The following is a 13826-nucleotide window of genomic DNA, read 5'->3' on the forward strand; positions in this document are numbered from 1 at the left end:
GCCGGCTAGAGGATGAAGCTGAGCCGGGCGCCTGCCGCCAGCGACTCGTGGCCGAGGATCGAGCGCCGCAACCGGAAACGCAGTCCGTCCTCGGTCGGCACCAGCAGGTGGTCGTACCACCCGACATAGGCGTCGAAGTGACCGTCCCGGGCGCGGTGGACCACGAAGGACGCCGCCACCCGGAAGGAGTCCTCCGTGTCCGACTCGGACAGCCGCACGTTGGACACCAGCCGGTGCGTGCGTGAGTGGGGGTTCTCGGCGTGTGCCTTGCGGGACTTCAGGCGCTTGACCCGGGCCTTGAGCAGGTCCCAGTCGTCGTCGACGAACGATCCCGTCCGGTGCGGCGACCAGCCGGGACGGTAGTCCGTGGTCGGGATCTCGTAGCGGGCGCCGTCCTCGAAGAGGGCCAGCCAGCTGTCGTAGTCCCAGTGGTCGAGGATGTCCGCCTCGGTGTAGAGGAAGTCCTCGACCTCCTGTCGGGTGACGGTGCGCCCGGCGCACAGCACCAGGCCGCTGTTGCTGATCGCGGTCATCGCACATCCCTCCCGACCAGGAAGGACGCCGGCCGCTCGCCGTGGATCTCAAGGCCGTCGTCGAGCCCGACGGCTTCGACCCATTGCCGCCAGAAGCCCCGCATCGCGCCTTCGTCGATCGATCTGCCCTGGACACCCTTGACCTCATCGGCCATGCCGCGCGACATGTCGCTGTAGTCCAGCTCGGGCCGGGTGGTGCCGGCCGTGGCCTGGATGCCGCGCTGGACCGCCTCGTAGGCCTCGATGTCGTCCGGTGTGGCGAGCCCGCCCGGGCCGACGAAGCTGACGACCGTCTTCATGCGCAGGGCACGTGTGTCCGGGTCCTCGTCGCGCGGCACCAGCTGCCAGGCGCGTACGTCGGTCTGGTCGGGTGCCACCGGCTCCAGTTGCCGGATCGACAGGCCCTCGATGTCGAAGAGCAGGAGGTTGGGGAACACGAACAGGATGTGGCTCTCGTCGGCCACGTGGTGAGCTCGCTTCTCCCCCAGCCGCTGTGTCATCTCGGCGCGGTGGGCCTCGGTGCGGACCCGCTCGTCCTCGCCGAAGCGCGGTTCCCAGAGCATGCTGATGCGTCCGCCGTGCCCGGTCAGGACCAGGAGGCCGTGACCGTTGCCGAGGTTGTAGGCGTACTGGTTGTCGTCGGTGACGGCGTAGCCGCTCTCCCGCAGGTAGCCCACGAAGGTGTTGTGCGTCGGCGCGAAGTGGTAGCCGTCCATGGCGTTCTCGACGGCGAGCTTCCAGTTGCCGCGCACGCTGTAGAGCTGCGTGCCGGGCAGCGTGGTCATCCCGCCGAGATGTTGCTGCTCGATCATGGTCATGTAGTCGGCCGCGTCGCCGAGGTACTCGAGCAGCGGCGGGACGTCGGGGTCGAAGGAGACGAAGACGAACCCCTCGTGGGTCTCCAGGCGCGGCACGCCGCGCAGCCCCATCGACGCCCCGAACGCGTCACCCGATTCGTAGGCGCCGACATCGGGGATCGCGGCGAGCTCACCGTTGTTGCGGAACGTCCAGGCGTGGTAGAAGCACTGGAAAAGCCTGGTCGAGCCCTCGTTCTCACGGCACAGCACGGTGCCGCGGTGCGGACACGAGTTCAGGAACGCGTGGACCTCGCCGGCGCTGTCCCGGCAGAAGATCAGCGGTCGGCCGCCGAGGGTGCGGACCTTGAAGTCGTTGGGGTTGGGGATCTCGGTCTCATGCCCGAGGTAGAGCCAGGTGTGCATCCACACCCAGCCGCGTTCCCGGGCAAAGATCTCCGCGTTGCGGTAGGCCTCGCGGTTGACCCGGAAGGTGAGCTGGTCCCAGTCCTCGACGATCATCGGCGCTGGGACGGTCCGGGGATTGCTTCCCATGGGGAGTTTGCCTCTCACAAGTCCCGACCCGAGCGGCGCCTCGTGAGACGCCGTCTCGTATGTCGCATCACCCTCCCCCAGCGCGCCCACACTGTCAAGCATTCACCGGACGGTTGACACCCGCACCCGGACGTGACCATCATCCTGTTCCACATTGAAATACACCGTCTCGCATTCTGTGCGACCGTGTGAAGGGCAACAAGCTCGTGCCGTACGTCATCACTCAGGCTTGCGTCGACGTCATGGACAAGTCCTGCATGGAGGAGTGCCCGGCCGACTGCATCTACGAGGGCGATCGGATGCTCTACATCCAGCCCGACGAATGCGTCGAGTGCGGGCGCTGTGAACCCGTCTGCCCGCAGATATCGATCTTCCACCACGAGGACCTGCCGGAGGAGAGCAAGCAGTTCGAGCGCGTCAACGCCGAGTTCTTCACCCTCGGCGCCGAACCGCTCGGGTCGCCCGGTGGGGCCCGCAAGGTCGGCCGGGTCGGTCACGACCACCCGGAGGTGGGCGCGTGACCGGCGTAGTGACCACGGGCGCCTGCTCCGAGGTCACCGTCGACCTGCTCATCATCGGCGCCGGCCCCACAGGGCTCTACGCCGCGTACTACGCCGGCTTCCGCGGCATGAGCGTCGCGGTCGCCGACGCCCTGCCCGCGGTGGGCGGCCAGATCGCCGCGTTGTACCCGGAGAAGCTCATCTACGACGTGGCCGGCTTCCCCGCTGTCCGAGGTCAGGACCTGGTGGACCGGCTGGCCGAGCAGGCCTGGCGGTGGAACCCCACCTATCTGCTCGGGCACGGAGTCACCCAGCTCGACGACACGGACGGGGGCATCGTCGCCACCACCGACGCCGGCGCGCGGATCACCGCGGGGGCGGTGCTCGTCTGCGGCGGGATCGGCAACTTCATCCCCCGCGAGCTCCCGGTGGGCTCCGAGTACCTGGGCCGGGGGCTGCGGTACTTCGTACCGCGGTTGAACGAACTCTCCGGACAGGACGTCGTGGTGGTCGGCGGCGGTGACTCCGCGCTGGACTGGGCGCTGTCCCTGGAGCCGATCGCCTCGTCGGTGACGCTGGTGCACCGGCGCACGCGGTTCCGGGCCCACGAGCGCAGCGTCGAGCAGGTGCACGCCTCCTCGGTGCGGGTGCTGACGCCGTACGAGGTCGAGAAGGTCTCCGGTGAAGGGGCCGTCTCGGAGGTCGTGGTCGCGTGCTCCGACGGCGACCGGGTCACCCTGCCCGCCCAGTCCGTCGTGGCCGCGCTCGGCTTTATCGCCGACCTCGGCCCGATCGAGCGGTGGGGACTGGAGCTTCGCCGCAGACGCATCCTCGTCGACCGCACGATGCGCACCAACCGGGAGCGCGTCTTCGCGGCCGGCGACATCGCCGATCACGACGGCAAGGTCAGCCTCATCTCCATCGGCTTCGGCGAGGCGGCCCTGGCCGTCAACCACATCGCCACCCTGCTCGATCCGGCACGCTCGATCACACCGGGGCACTCCTCGGACGCGTGAGGTCGCCGCGCCGGGCGGCGCGGTGAGCGTGAGCCTGACGGCGTCGACCCGGCAGGCTCACGCTCATCTCCACGACTGAGGTGCGGCGACAGGGTTCCGCTCGCCCCACGGCCCGTTGGACGCGCGTCCGCGCTCTTTCATCCACCTTGAAACGACCCTTACCATTGCTTCATTCAAGATGGCGTTTCATTTGACGTTCATACCATTGACCGGGCACGGACAGGAGCGAGAATTCCATGGCCACGAAGGCACAGGACGGCACCGGCGAGCAGGACGGTCCGGACAGGACCGCGCCCACGATCCAGACGGTGCAGCGTGCGGCCCTGATCCTCGGCTCGTTCACGGTCGGCAAGCCGCACATGAGCCTCAACGAGATCACCGCGCGTCTCGGTGCGAGCAAGGCGACCGCGCACCGGTACACGAAGGCGCTGCGGGCTGCGAACCTGCTGCGGTACGACGAGCGCACGTCGCTGTACTCCCTCGGGCCCCAGGTGCTGACGCTCGCCACGGCGGCGCGGGCCGGCCTTCCGATCGTCGCCGCCGCCGAGCCGTACATGGAGGAACTGGTCCGGCGCATCGACGAGACGATCGTGCTGTCGGTCTGGGACGGCGAGTCGGCGACCGTGGTGCGCTCGGTGGACAACACCGACCACATGGTGCGCATCAGCGTCCGGGTCGGCTCGCGACTGAACCTCACGGCCTCGGCACAGGGGCGTGTCTTCCTCGCGTTCCTGCCGCCGGAGCAGGTACCCACGCTGCCGCGCTCGGTACGCAAGTCGGCCGAACTCACCGAGGAGCTCGAGGCCATCCGCAAGCACGGACTGTCGGTCAACTCCCCCACCATCAACGGGGTGCGCACCGTCGCGGCGCCGATCTTCGAGGGCGACAAGATCAGCGGGACACTCGCCATCGTCGGCACGACGGCGACCGTTCCCGACGACGTCCAGTCGCCGATGGCCCAGGCGCTGGTGGAGACCGCCCGCGCGCTGTCGCAGCGGCTGGGCACCTCGGAGGACGCGCCCAACGGCGGCTGACCTGATTGCGGCGACACCGAAGGGCCCACCGCCTCGGCGGTGGGCCCTCTTTCGTTCCTGCGCGTGGGCGGTGGCATTCTTCCCCGTGAGCGGGGCGTCAGGTGAGTGGCGGACGCGCATGACCCAGCGCTCCCGGTCCGCCGTTCAGGGCAGCAGGTCGGCCCGCGGCGGAACGAAGAAGTCGATGTTCACGCAGGGGGCCTGAGTCGGCTCCACGTAGTGCTCGCTGCCACGGGGGACCAACAGGAACGATCCGGCACGCATGTCGTGTGCGACACCGTCCACGTAGTAGTTCGCGCGCCCCTCTGCGATATGGACCAGCTGGTCGAAGTCCTCGTGGCGGTGCGGGTTGAGGGTCATGCCGATCTCCAGCTCGTGGTGGCAGATCATCACCTCGTCCGTCGCGTAGACGCGCCGACGGACCCCCGGCCGTACCTGGGTCACCGGCATCTCGTCCCAGTTGACGACCGTGTGGAACAGGGCCGCGTTGCGTGTGCTCACTGGTTCTCCTCTCCGGCGGCCGCCCGCAGGCCGGCCGCCAACATCTGCAGGTCCGAGCCGACGACCAGGTAGTCGGCGTCACCGAGTCCCAGGTCCGACGCGGCGTTCCGGCTCGGTGCCCAGCCGCCGAACGCCACTCCGGCGGCGCGGGCGGCGTCCCTCACCCGCTCCACGGCGGCACCCAGCACTGCCGGGTCCGCCGGCAGGCCGAGGTCGACCGCGAGGTCGGTGCTGCCGACGAAGCACACGTCGAGAGAGGCGACCAGGTCCGGCAGCGGATCCGTCCGCGCCGTCTCGATCTGCCCCACCAGTACCGGCGGGTCGTCCCGCTCGGCGCGCAGGAACCCGGCCAGCGGGGCCGCGCCGAACCGAGCGGCCCGGTTGGCCAGGCTGACGGACCGGCGGCCGGCCGGAGCGAACCGGGTCGCCCCCAGGAGTGCCTCGGTCTGGGCGAGGCGCGTGAGCATGGAGAGCTGGATCCCCGCCGCCCCGGCCTCCAGGAGCCGGTTGATGGCGGCGGCGTCCACCTCGGGCACGCGGACCAGGGCAGGCAGCCCGCACACGTCGGCGTGGCGCACCAGGCCGACGGCGTCCCGCTCGGTGAGGGTGGAGTGTTCGAGGTCGACGACCACGAACGCGTACCCGGCCGCCTCGGCCAGTTCCACCACGTCGGGCGAGGCCAGCTTGACGAACGTGCCGACGGCGGGTCGCCCCGCCGTCAGGGCCGTGCGCAGCCGGCGCCGCAGCAGATGGACGTCGCCGACGCTCATGGAGTCCTCCCGGGATGTGCGAGCGCGCGTCACGCCGGCTTCAGACCCCGCCACGGCACGACGTCGACCTCCTCGCCGGCGTGCAGCACCACGGTGGGCTCCAGACGCGGCGCGACGATCGTGTTGCCGGCGGCGTCGGGCAGGGTGACCTCGTCGGTCCAGTCGACGACCGTGACGTCGGCCCGCCCGCCGACCTCCAGGCGCCCGTAGCCCTCGGCGTCGAGCCCGAGCAGCCGGGCCGGCGCGACGGTGGCCCGCCGGACGCACTCCTCCAGCGGCGCGCCGAGCGCGACCAGCTTGGAGATGCTGGTGAGCAGGTCGAACACCGGCCCGCGCCAGTTGCGGGCGCTGGTGTCGGAGCTGAGGACGTCGGGCAGGAATCCGTCGGCGATCGCCCGGCGTGCCACCTCGAAGCTGAGGTTGCTCTTGCCGTGGGCGGAGTCGAACAGGACGCCGCGCTCACGGGCGGCGTTGACAGCGGGCTGGACGTGGTCGCCGTCGAGGATGCCGTACGGCTTGCCGGTGTAGCAGTGCGCCACGATGTCGCCGGGGCGCAGATGGTCCAGGACGACGGGCAGCGGCTCCGAGGTCTCGCCGATGTGCAGCATCAGCGGCAGATCGGCCTGTTCGGCCAGTGCCACGGACTTCTTCAACAGCGACTCCCAGTTCTCGCCGACGACGTCCTCGGAGAGACGGATCTTGAAGCCGCGGACGATGTCGGGGTGGGCCTCGGCGGTCGCGAGCGCGTCCTCGGGGACCAGGGTGTCGGGGTTCAGCAGCTCGCCGAACCTGAAGTCGATCAGGCCGAGCACCGAGACGTTGAGGAAGTTGACGATGCGCAGCGGGTTGGCCTCGACCACCAGCTTGCGGAAGGCCGCGAACGTCGAGGCGCCGGCCGTACCGGCATCCGCCGCGGCGACCACGCCGCGCCGCAGATGTGCCTCCTCGGCGGGGGCGCCGACGGCGGAGACGTACTGGAAGATGTGGGTGTGGCCCTCGACGAGGCCCGGCAGCACGGTCGAGCCGGTGACGTCGATCGTGCGGGCCGCGTTCGCTGACAGGCCCTCCCCGATCGCGGCGATGCGGTCACCGGTGACCGCCACGTCGAGCCGGGCGTGGGTGTCCGACGCCGGGTCGATGACGGTGCCGCCGGCCAGGACGAGGTCGTACGACGGCTGGGAGGAGATGGACATCGAGGTGTGCTCCAGGGTGGGGAACGGTCAGCTGACCGGTTCGGTCGGCTGGGAGGCGTCCGTGGGACGCACGATGCGGGTGACGAGGGGCAGCACGCCGTCCACCTCGACGCGTACCTCGTCGCCGTCGGCGAGGAAGCACGCGCGGTCCTGGCCGGTGCCGGCCGGGGTTCCGGTGAGGACGATGTCGCCGGGTTCGAGCGCGGTGAACCACGACAGCCGGCTGAGCAGATCGGGAACCGGGAAGATCATCCCGTCGCTCGTGTCGTCCTGCACGAGCTCGCCGTTGACCCGGGTCCGTACGCGGATCGCGTCACGGTCGGCGAAATCCTCAGGAGTGCGGACCGACGGGCCGAGCGGTGTGAAGCCCGGGTGGCTCTTGGCGAGGGCGGGTGTGCCGGTGGCGCGCATGATGTCGCGGGCCGTCATGTCGTTGGCCGCGGTGACACCGGCGATCGCGGGCCAGACCTCGGACTCGGTCGCCCGGTACAGGCGGCGCCCGACGACCACCGCGATCTCGCCCTCGTAGTCGGGTTCCGTCACGGACTGCGGGATCACCACCCGGGCACCGGGTGCCGGCACACCGGACGAGGCGGCCAGGTAGAGGATCGGCTGCTCGGGCAGTCCGCGTCCGGTGCGGGCCGCTTTCGACACGTAGTTGAGCCCGACGCCCCATACCGCGCGGGGGCGGCCCAGTGGGGCCACGAGCGTGGCCTCTTCGAGGGGGATGCGCCGACGTACCGCGCACGACGCCAGGCACCGCAGCGAACCCTCCTGTTCGAGGACCGCTCCGACGTGCGGAAAAGCCGTGTCCAACAGGGCGACAGCCCCGTCCTCCAGTCGGCCCAGGCCGGCGTCCGTCGTCACTACTCGCATGGCGGGCATCTTTCAATGCGAGATGGCATCGTGTCAAGCGATACGGAGAGGCGGGTTCCGGGCAGGTCGGACACCTCGCCCCGGACAGGAGCCGGGGCCGATGCGACGGCACAGCTGTTTACATATTGCAAGATGCCATCTCTTATCCCGTAGAGTTGCGCCGCTCGACGCCGAGCGCGCCTCCGTGTCGACCGTCAGTCAGGTGGGCCGCGACAAAAGCGCCCACGCCCGGATCACGCCTGAAGTGAGTTGCCGATGCGTCGTATCGCCATGGCCGTAGCCACCACCACGCTCACCGTTCCGCTCACCGGCTGCGGCGGGCTCGACGCGACGGGGAACAGCGGCGACGCGAGCCCGACGAGAGGCGACGACATCACCGTGGGGCTGCTGTTGCCGGAGAAGTCGAACCCCCAGTACGAGCAGTTCCACTATCCGATCATCAAAGCGAAGGTCGAGTCCCTCACCAGCGGCAAGGGTCGGGTCGAGTACGCCAACGCCGAGGCCGACGCGGGCGAGCAGGCACGACAGCTGCAGCAGATGATCAACGACCACGTCGACGTGATCCTGCTCGACCCCGTCGACACGCACGCCATCGCCGGCGGAGTGAGGAAGGCCAGGGAAGCCGGTATCGCGGTCATCGCGTACGACCGGTTGGCCGAGGGACCGATCGACGCGTACATCACCTTCGACAACGGGCTCGTCGGCGAGGCGCAGGGCCGCTCCCTGCTGCGGGCCCTGGGCGAGGACGGTGACGTCTCCGACCAGATCGTCATGATGAACGGCTCGCCCACCGACCCGAACGCCCAGCAGTTCAAGGCGGGCGCGCTCCTCGTGCTCGACGGGAAGGTGACGATCGCCAGGTCGTTCGACACCGAGGACTGGAAGCCGCAGAACGCCGAGAAGAACATGGCCGAGGCGATCGACGAACTCGGCCAGAACGACATCAAGGCCGTCTACGCCGCCAACGACGGCCTGGCGGGCGGCGTCGTCAAAGCGCTCAAGGCCGCGGGCGTCACCGACCTTCCGCCGATCACGGGTCAGGACGCCGAGCTCTCGGCGGTGCGGCGGATCGTCACCGGCGAGCAGTACATGAGCGTGTACAAGCCGTACGCGCAGGAAGCCGAGACCGCCGCGGAGATGGCCGTGGCGAAGGCCCTGAGCAGAGACATAGAGTTCGACGCCCTCACGGGCGACAGGGTCGACGGCCCCACCCGCAAGGGCATCCCCTCACATCTCGTGCCGGTGGTCGCCCTGACGAAGGACAACATCGCGGAGACGGTCATCAGGGACGGCATGTACGAACCGTCCGATATATGCACGCCCCGACTCGCCGCCGAGTGCACGGCGGCGGGCCTGACGAAGTAGGTCCTGAGGGGGGGTGTCTGCGGCCACTGCCCGACACTGGACACACGGTACCCATCAGCGCATTCTTGGGCACATGCCCAGATTCAGAACCTTCTGGCAGATAGCTGACGCACTGCCGGACTCACGCCTCGTGCAGGCCCGCTGGACCCCCGCGCCGGACGGCATCCGCAGCGACCATCTGCTCCTCGCCCAGCACGCGCACCCCACGCTGCTGTGGGACTTGGACGAGTTCTGCCGGCACCTGGCTCACTCGAACCTGTACGTGTTGCAGCCCGAGCTGGCGGCCACCCCGCCGGAGTTCCATGTCCAGTACGAGCGCGTGGACCCCGAGCGGCTACCCCTGCGCACCTTCGGCGTCAAGATCAGCCGGGACCGCAAGGACTACACGTTCTGCGTCCGCGCGGACATGATGTCGGCGGCCCTGGTCCGGGAGATCAACACGGAGTTCCTGCCGGTCCAGCAGGGCGCGCTGCGCATGAGGGGCAACGCCCCCGAGGCCGTGGAGCCGATGGACCCCGAGGCCCTCGGCGCGCTCTCCGGACAGCATCGGACGGTGTACTGGACCACCTGAACCGCCGACGCGCCGAACGCGCTCACCCGGCCACCGCATCACCGGCCTACGGCGCCACACCCGTCTCTTTGATTTCGGTCTCATTGGGTTTGAGCCTAGACAATACGGGCATGCAGGCCCGAAGCTGTGCCGCATGGACCGCTACCGGAATCACATATTCGACGACCTGCCGGACGGCGGGCTCGCGCTCCACTCGTCGCCCACCGGCCTGGTCGTCCGGTGAACGGGCTGAACTCCGAGGCGTTCGTCCTGTTCGGCCAGCACATTCTGTGGTCGGACATGATCGGCAACATCCTCGGCCTGGCCGCCCTCGCCCTCGGCTGGCGCCGCTCCCTGTGGACCTGGCCGGTCCAGTTCCTGTCCGGCCTCATCCTCTTCGGGGCTTTCTTCGGCCATCTGACCGGCAGCGCCGGCAAGCAGGCCGTCGTCATGACTGTGGCCCTGTACGGCTGGTGGCGGTGGAACCGCGACAAGGGCCGGTCCGAACACGGCCAGATCACCCCGCGATTCGCCACCTGGCGCGAGCGGGCGGCGATGCTCGGCGCCGTCGCCGTCTGCACGGTCGCGGTGGCCCTGCTGTTCAAGGCCTACCCGACCCTGTCCTGGGACCCCTGGCCGGACGCCTACATCTTCGTCGGCACGGTGGTCGCGATGTACGCCCAGGCGCGCGGCATGGTCGAGTTCTGGATCGCCTGGCTGCTGGTCGACATGGTCGGCGTCCCGCTGACCTTCGCCAACGGCTACGCCTTCTCCGGCTTCGTCTACGTCATCTACGGGGCACTCGTCCTGTGGGGCATGCGCGACTGGTGGCTGCGCTCCCGCGGTGGACCGCGGCCCGCTCCGGAACTGCCCGGTGCGCACGCTTCCGAGGGAGCGTCGCGGTAACCGAGCAGCGCACGTCTCACACTGATTCACCTCTCACGGCCCGCCCCACAGGCGGGCCGTACCGCGTTCCGGGACGACCGATGAAAGACCCTGACCGCCGTCGGCGGATGACGGCGATATCCGGGTGCAGCTATTGCGAGATGGCATATTGACATACGAGATGAGGCGTCTTAGCGTCGGAGCAACCCTCAACAAAAGGCAAGACATGATGAGATGCGCCATTTTCCCGTCGGCCTCCCTGCCCGTTCCGGCGACGGACGCGGCCCCCGAGACGGCGGAGGTCTGACATGACCATCCCTGCGAGGGATCAGGCCGGCACTCGAGGCCCTGTCACCGGCTACGACCCGCAGGCGTACCGCGACGGACTGTCCTCGATGGTCACGTCCGTGTGTGTGGTCACCGCCGAAGTGGACGGGACGCGGTACGGCTTCACCGCCAACTCGGTGACCAGCGTGTCGATGGACCCGCCCCTGATGTCGGTCTGTCTGGCCGACACCGCCGACGTCCACTCCGCCTTCTGTCGAGCCGAGTCCGTGGCCGTCAACGTCCTGGCGGCCGACCAGTTCCAGGTGGCGCAGGCGTTCGCGACGCCCGGCGTCGACAGGTTCGCCACGGCGCACTTCAGTCCGGGTGAACTCGGTGCGCCCCTGCTCGACGGCGCCACCCTGTCGCTCGAAGGTGCGGTGCACCAGCGCCTCGCGGCCGGCGACCACACGATCATCCTGATCGAGGTGGCCGGTGTGGTGGTCGGCGGAGGAGAGCCGCTCACCTACCAGGGACGCCGGTTCCACACGCTGAACCCGCTGCAGCCGGCCGCACCGCAGCCGACCGGGAAGAACCCGTCATGACCACCCGGGACGGGTTCGACACCGTCGACCGTCCCGGGCCCGTCGAAGACCTCACGACACGTTCGTCGACCTGACCCATGGGGCGACAGCCCCATGGGTCACCGTCCTGCCGCGCGGCCGGGGGCGTCATGCTCACAGGCATCCCGGTGCGGCAAGACGAGAACACCCCGTCCGCGCGAAGGCGGGCGGGGTGTCAGTGGTGCGGGCTTCCTGGTCAGGGCACCGGTTCGGGCGCTTCGGCCGGGGCGTCACGCGAGTTGCCGCTGCACCTCGCCGCTGTCCCAGTAGTCCGTTCGTCGTGTGATGAGACCGTCGGCGACGGTGAACACGAAGATCCCTCGGATGCGTACGGGCCGGTCGCCCGCCGAGCGTATACCGAACGTCATGACGTACGGCACCGCGGCCGACTCGCCGTCGACGAGGAAGCCCTCGGGCACGTAGCGCAGGTCGACGAATTCCTCCAGGAACCCGGTCAGCGCGGCACGGTACTCGGCGCGGCCCCTGCGGCTCCGCCCCATCGACGAGGTGTGGTCGTTGACGAAGTCCTCGGCCACGCAGGCGGCCACGGCGTCGGCGTCATGTGCGTTCAACGCCGCGAGGTATGCCTCGATCGCGGCGCGGGTTTCCTTCAGGACGAACCCCACTTCTGCCGGACCGTGTCGAAGACACGCTGGTCGTGGGAGATCTCGACGACGTTGCCGTCGGGGTCCTTCAGAGCGCAGATGTAGCCGATGGGGTCGGGCATCTGCCGGGGCTCCCAGTGCAGGCAGCCCAGTTCGCGGGCCCTGTCCGCGAGCGCGTCGACGTCCCCGCGCTCCGGCACCTCGATGCCGATGTGCGCGAACGGGTGCAGCAGTCCCTGCTGGGTGCCCTTGTCCTTGTTGAACGACACCAGGACGAGCACGAACGGCGTCTCGGCCTGCTTGTCGTTCGAGAGCCAGACGCTCTCGCCGTCGGCGTCCTTGAACCGCTCGACGACGACCAGGGGAGTCAGCGAGGTGTAGAACTCGATCGCCTTGTCGAGATCGCCGGTCGGCAGCGCGACATGAGTCCAGCGGGCCGAGATGAGGCCGGTGGCCACGGTACCTCCAGTGAGTGGTGCTGTTTTCCTCGAGCCTAGGTCTGCGCGCACCCGGAGGTCGATGTGCTGCGGACACAACGTCCGAGCCCGGAACGCTGACCCCGGGCGACATCGGTTCCGCGCCCGTCGCGGTGGGAGCCTGCGGCATGACGGCGACGGATGTCGCCGGCGAGGACGAGGAGAAGACGTGCGCTACCGGATTCTGGGTGGGACGGGTATCGAGGTGAGCGAACTCTGCCTCGGGTCGATGATGTTCGGGGCCTGGGGCAACACCGACGAGGCGCAGTGCCGTCGCATCGTTTCGACGGCGCTGGACGCCGGGGTCAACGTCGTCGACACGGCCGACGTGTACGCCTTCGGCCAGTCGGAGGAGATACTCGGCCGCGCGCTGAAGGGACGCCGCGACGACGTCGTGGTCGTGTCGAAATTCCACAACGAGATGCCCGGAAGGCCGCTCAACCGCAACCGGCACGGCAACTCCCGGCTCTGGATCAGGCGTGCCCTGGAGGACAGCCTGCGACGGCTGCGGACGGACCACCTCGACGTGTACCTCGTCCACCGTCCCGATCCCCGGACCGACATCGAGGAGACACTCGGTGCGCTCAGCGACCTGGTGCGGGCGGGCAAGGTGCGGGCGATCGGGACCTCCAGCTTCCCGGCCGAGGAGATCGTGGAGTCCCAGTGGGCGGCCCGACGCGCCGGCCGCGAGCGGTTCACCGTGGAACAGCTGTCGTACTCGGTGCTGGCCCGGCACGCTGAGGCCGCCGCGCTGCCCACCGCGCAGCGGCACCGTATGGGGGTCATGGTGTGGAGCCCGCTGAACGGCGGCTGGCTGACGGGCAAGTACCGGGCCGGCGCCGAACCGGCGCGGGACGCACGCGCGCGGACCCACGGCGACCATTTCGACTACGCCGACGAGCGGATACGCGAGCGCAAGCTGGCGGTCGTCGAGGAACTCGTGCGCCTCGCCGCGGACGAGGGCTGCACACTCGTCGAGCTGGCACTGCGGTTCGTACTCGCCCACCCCGGCGTCACCTCGGCGCTCATGGGCCCGCGCACCCACGAGCAGCTCCTGACGCAGCTCACCGCGGTCGACCGGCCCCTGTCGGCAGAGGCGCTGGACCGGATCGACGAACTCGTCGCTCCGGGCAGCGTGCTCAACCCGCGTGACGTCGGCCATACGCCTCCGGCGCTGGAGACCCCGGCGCTGCGCCGCCGCTGATCCCGGTGTGCCACCGGTGGCGCACCGGTGCGCCATGGCGGATGCCGGCCCCGCGTTGTCGCGGGGCCGGCATCCGCCATCC

Annotated in this window: 16 protein-coding genes; 8 read left to right on the forward strand and 8 right to left on the reverse strand. The window is 69.5% G+C overall.

What is annotated here, in order from left to right:
* Positions 1-5: 5 nt before the first annotated feature.
* Together K1J60_RS04500 and K1J60_RS04505 are read right to left on the reverse strand one after the other, a co-directional pair.
* On the reverse strand, positions 6-533 hold the full coding sequence (locus K1J60_RS04500; RefSeq protein ID WP_220645020.1) for an aromatic-ring-hydroxylating dioxygenase subunit beta: 528 nt from the start codon (positions 531-533) through the stop codon (positions 6-8).
* Positions 530-1882: an aromatic ring-hydroxylating oxygenase subunit alpha gene (locus K1J60_RS04505; RefSeq protein ID WP_220645021.1), complete on the reverse strand. Its 1353-nt coding sequence runs from the start codon at positions 1880-1882 to the stop codon at positions 530-532. Before K1J60_RS04505 ends, K1J60_RS04500 begins: the two co-directional genes overlap by 4 nt.
* 188 nt (positions 1883-2070) lie before the next feature.
* On the opposite strand from K1J60_RS04505, the gene fdxA reads away from it, so the two are divergent.
* The 3 genes from fdxA (at position 2071) to K1J60_RS04520 (ending at position 4432) form a co-directional block, all read left to right on the forward strand.
* Positions 2071-2403: a ferredoxin gene (fdxA, locus tag K1J60_RS04510; RefSeq protein WP_383897524.1), complete on the forward strand. Its 333-nt coding sequence runs from the start codon at positions 2071-2073 to the stop codon at positions 2401-2403.
* Positions 2400-3398: an NAD(P)/FAD-dependent oxidoreductase gene (locus K1J60_RS04515; RefSeq protein WP_259407552.1), complete on the forward strand. Its 999-nt coding sequence runs from the start codon at positions 2400-2402 to the stop codon at positions 3396-3398. The genes fdxA and K1J60_RS04515 overlap by 4 nt, the downstream gene beginning before the upstream one ends.
* Before the next feature lie 236 nt (positions 3399-3634).
* A complete protein-coding gene (locus K1J60_RS04520) occupies positions 3635-4432 on the forward strand; it encodes an IclR family transcriptional regulator (RefSeq protein WP_220645022.1) in 798 nt (265 codons plus the stop codon).
* A gap of 144 nt (positions 4433-4576) precedes the next feature.
* Here the strand turns inward: K1J60_RS04520 and K1J60_RS04525 are convergent, their stop codons facing one another.
* The 4 genes from K1J60_RS04525 to K1J60_RS04540 are packed head-to-tail and all read right to left on the reverse strand — an operon-like array spanning position 4577 to position 7772.
* On the reverse strand, positions 4577-4933 hold the full coding sequence (locus K1J60_RS04525; RefSeq protein WP_220645023.1) for a cupin domain-containing protein: 357 nt from the start codon (positions 4931-4933) through the stop codon (positions 4577-4579).
* On the reverse strand, positions 4930-5703 hold the full coding sequence (locus tag K1J60_RS04530; RefSeq protein WP_220645024.1) for an HpcH/HpaI aldolase family protein: 774 nt from the start codon (positions 5701-5703) through the stop codon (positions 4930-4932). Before K1J60_RS04530 ends, K1J60_RS04525 begins: the two co-directional genes overlap by 4 nt.
* 29 nt (positions 5704-5732) lie before the next feature.
* On the reverse strand, positions 5733-6896 hold the full coding sequence (locus K1J60_RS04535) for an amidohydrolase family protein (protein ID WP_220645025.1): 1164 nt from the start codon (positions 6894-6896) through the stop codon (positions 5733-5735).
* Between the two features lie 27 nt (positions 6897-6923).
* Positions 6924-7772: a fumarylacetoacetate hydrolase family protein gene (locus K1J60_RS04540; protein WP_220645026.1), complete on the reverse strand. Its 849-nt coding sequence runs from the start codon at positions 7770-7772 to the stop codon at positions 6924-6926.
* 255 nt (positions 7773-8027) lie between these two features.
* On the opposite strand from K1J60_RS04540, the gene K1J60_RS04545 reads away from it, so the two are divergent.
* From K1J60_RS04545 to K1J60_RS04560, 4 genes are all read left to right on the forward strand, one after another.
* Positions 8028-9137, forward strand: coding sequence for a sugar ABC transporter substrate-binding protein (locus tag K1J60_RS04545; RefSeq protein ID WP_220645027.1), 1110 nt, complete (start codon positions 8028-8030; stop codon positions 9135-9137).
* Positions 9138-9210: 73 nt separating this feature from the next.
* The gene (locus tag K1J60_RS04550; RefSeq protein WP_220645028.1) at positions 9211-9708 is read left to right on the forward strand and encodes a hypothetical protein; all 498 of its coding nucleotides are present in this window, start codon (positions 9211-9213) and stop codon (positions 9706-9708) included.
* A 219-nt stretch (positions 9709-9927) separates the two neighbouring features.
* Positions 9928-10593 (forward strand): nicotinamide mononucleotide transporter family protein, encoded by a 666-nt coding sequence (locus tag K1J60_RS04555; protein ID WP_220645029.1) that lies wholly within the window; start codon positions 9928-9930, stop codon positions 10591-10593.
* A gap of 287 nt (positions 10594-10880) precedes the next feature.
* The gene (locus K1J60_RS04560; RefSeq protein WP_220645030.1) at positions 10881-11441 is read left to right on the forward strand and encodes a flavin reductase family protein; all 561 of its coding nucleotides are present in this window, start codon (positions 10881-10883) and stop codon (positions 11439-11441) included.
* A 248-nt stretch (positions 11442-11689) separates the two neighbouring features.
* Here the strand turns inward: K1J60_RS04560 and K1J60_RS04565 are convergent, their stop codons facing one another.
* Positions 11690-12085, reverse strand: coding sequence for a nuclear transport factor 2 family protein (locus tag K1J60_RS04565; protein WP_259407553.1), 396 nt, complete (start codon positions 12083-12085; stop codon positions 11690-11692).
* Entirely contained in the window at positions 12070-12522 is a 453-nt protein-coding gene (locus tag K1J60_RS04570; protein WP_220645032.1) for a VOC family protein, read from the reverse strand. Before K1J60_RS04570 ends, K1J60_RS04565 begins: the two co-directional genes overlap by 16 nt.
* A 187-nt stretch (positions 12523-12709) precedes the next feature.
* Between K1J60_RS04570 and K1J60_RS04575 the strand changes: the two genes are divergently transcribed.
* Positions 12710-13744: an aldo/keto reductase gene (locus tag K1J60_RS04575; RefSeq protein ID WP_220645033.1), complete on the forward strand. Its 1035-nt coding sequence runs from the start codon at positions 12710-12712 to the stop codon at positions 13742-13744.
* Positions 13745-13826: the final 82 nt, after the last annotated feature.

The sequence above is a fragment of the Streptomyces akebiae genome, from assembly GCF_019599145.1.
Classification (GTDB): Bacteria; Actinomycetota; Actinomycetes; order Streptomycetales; family Streptomycetaceae; genus Streptomyces; species Streptomyces akebiae.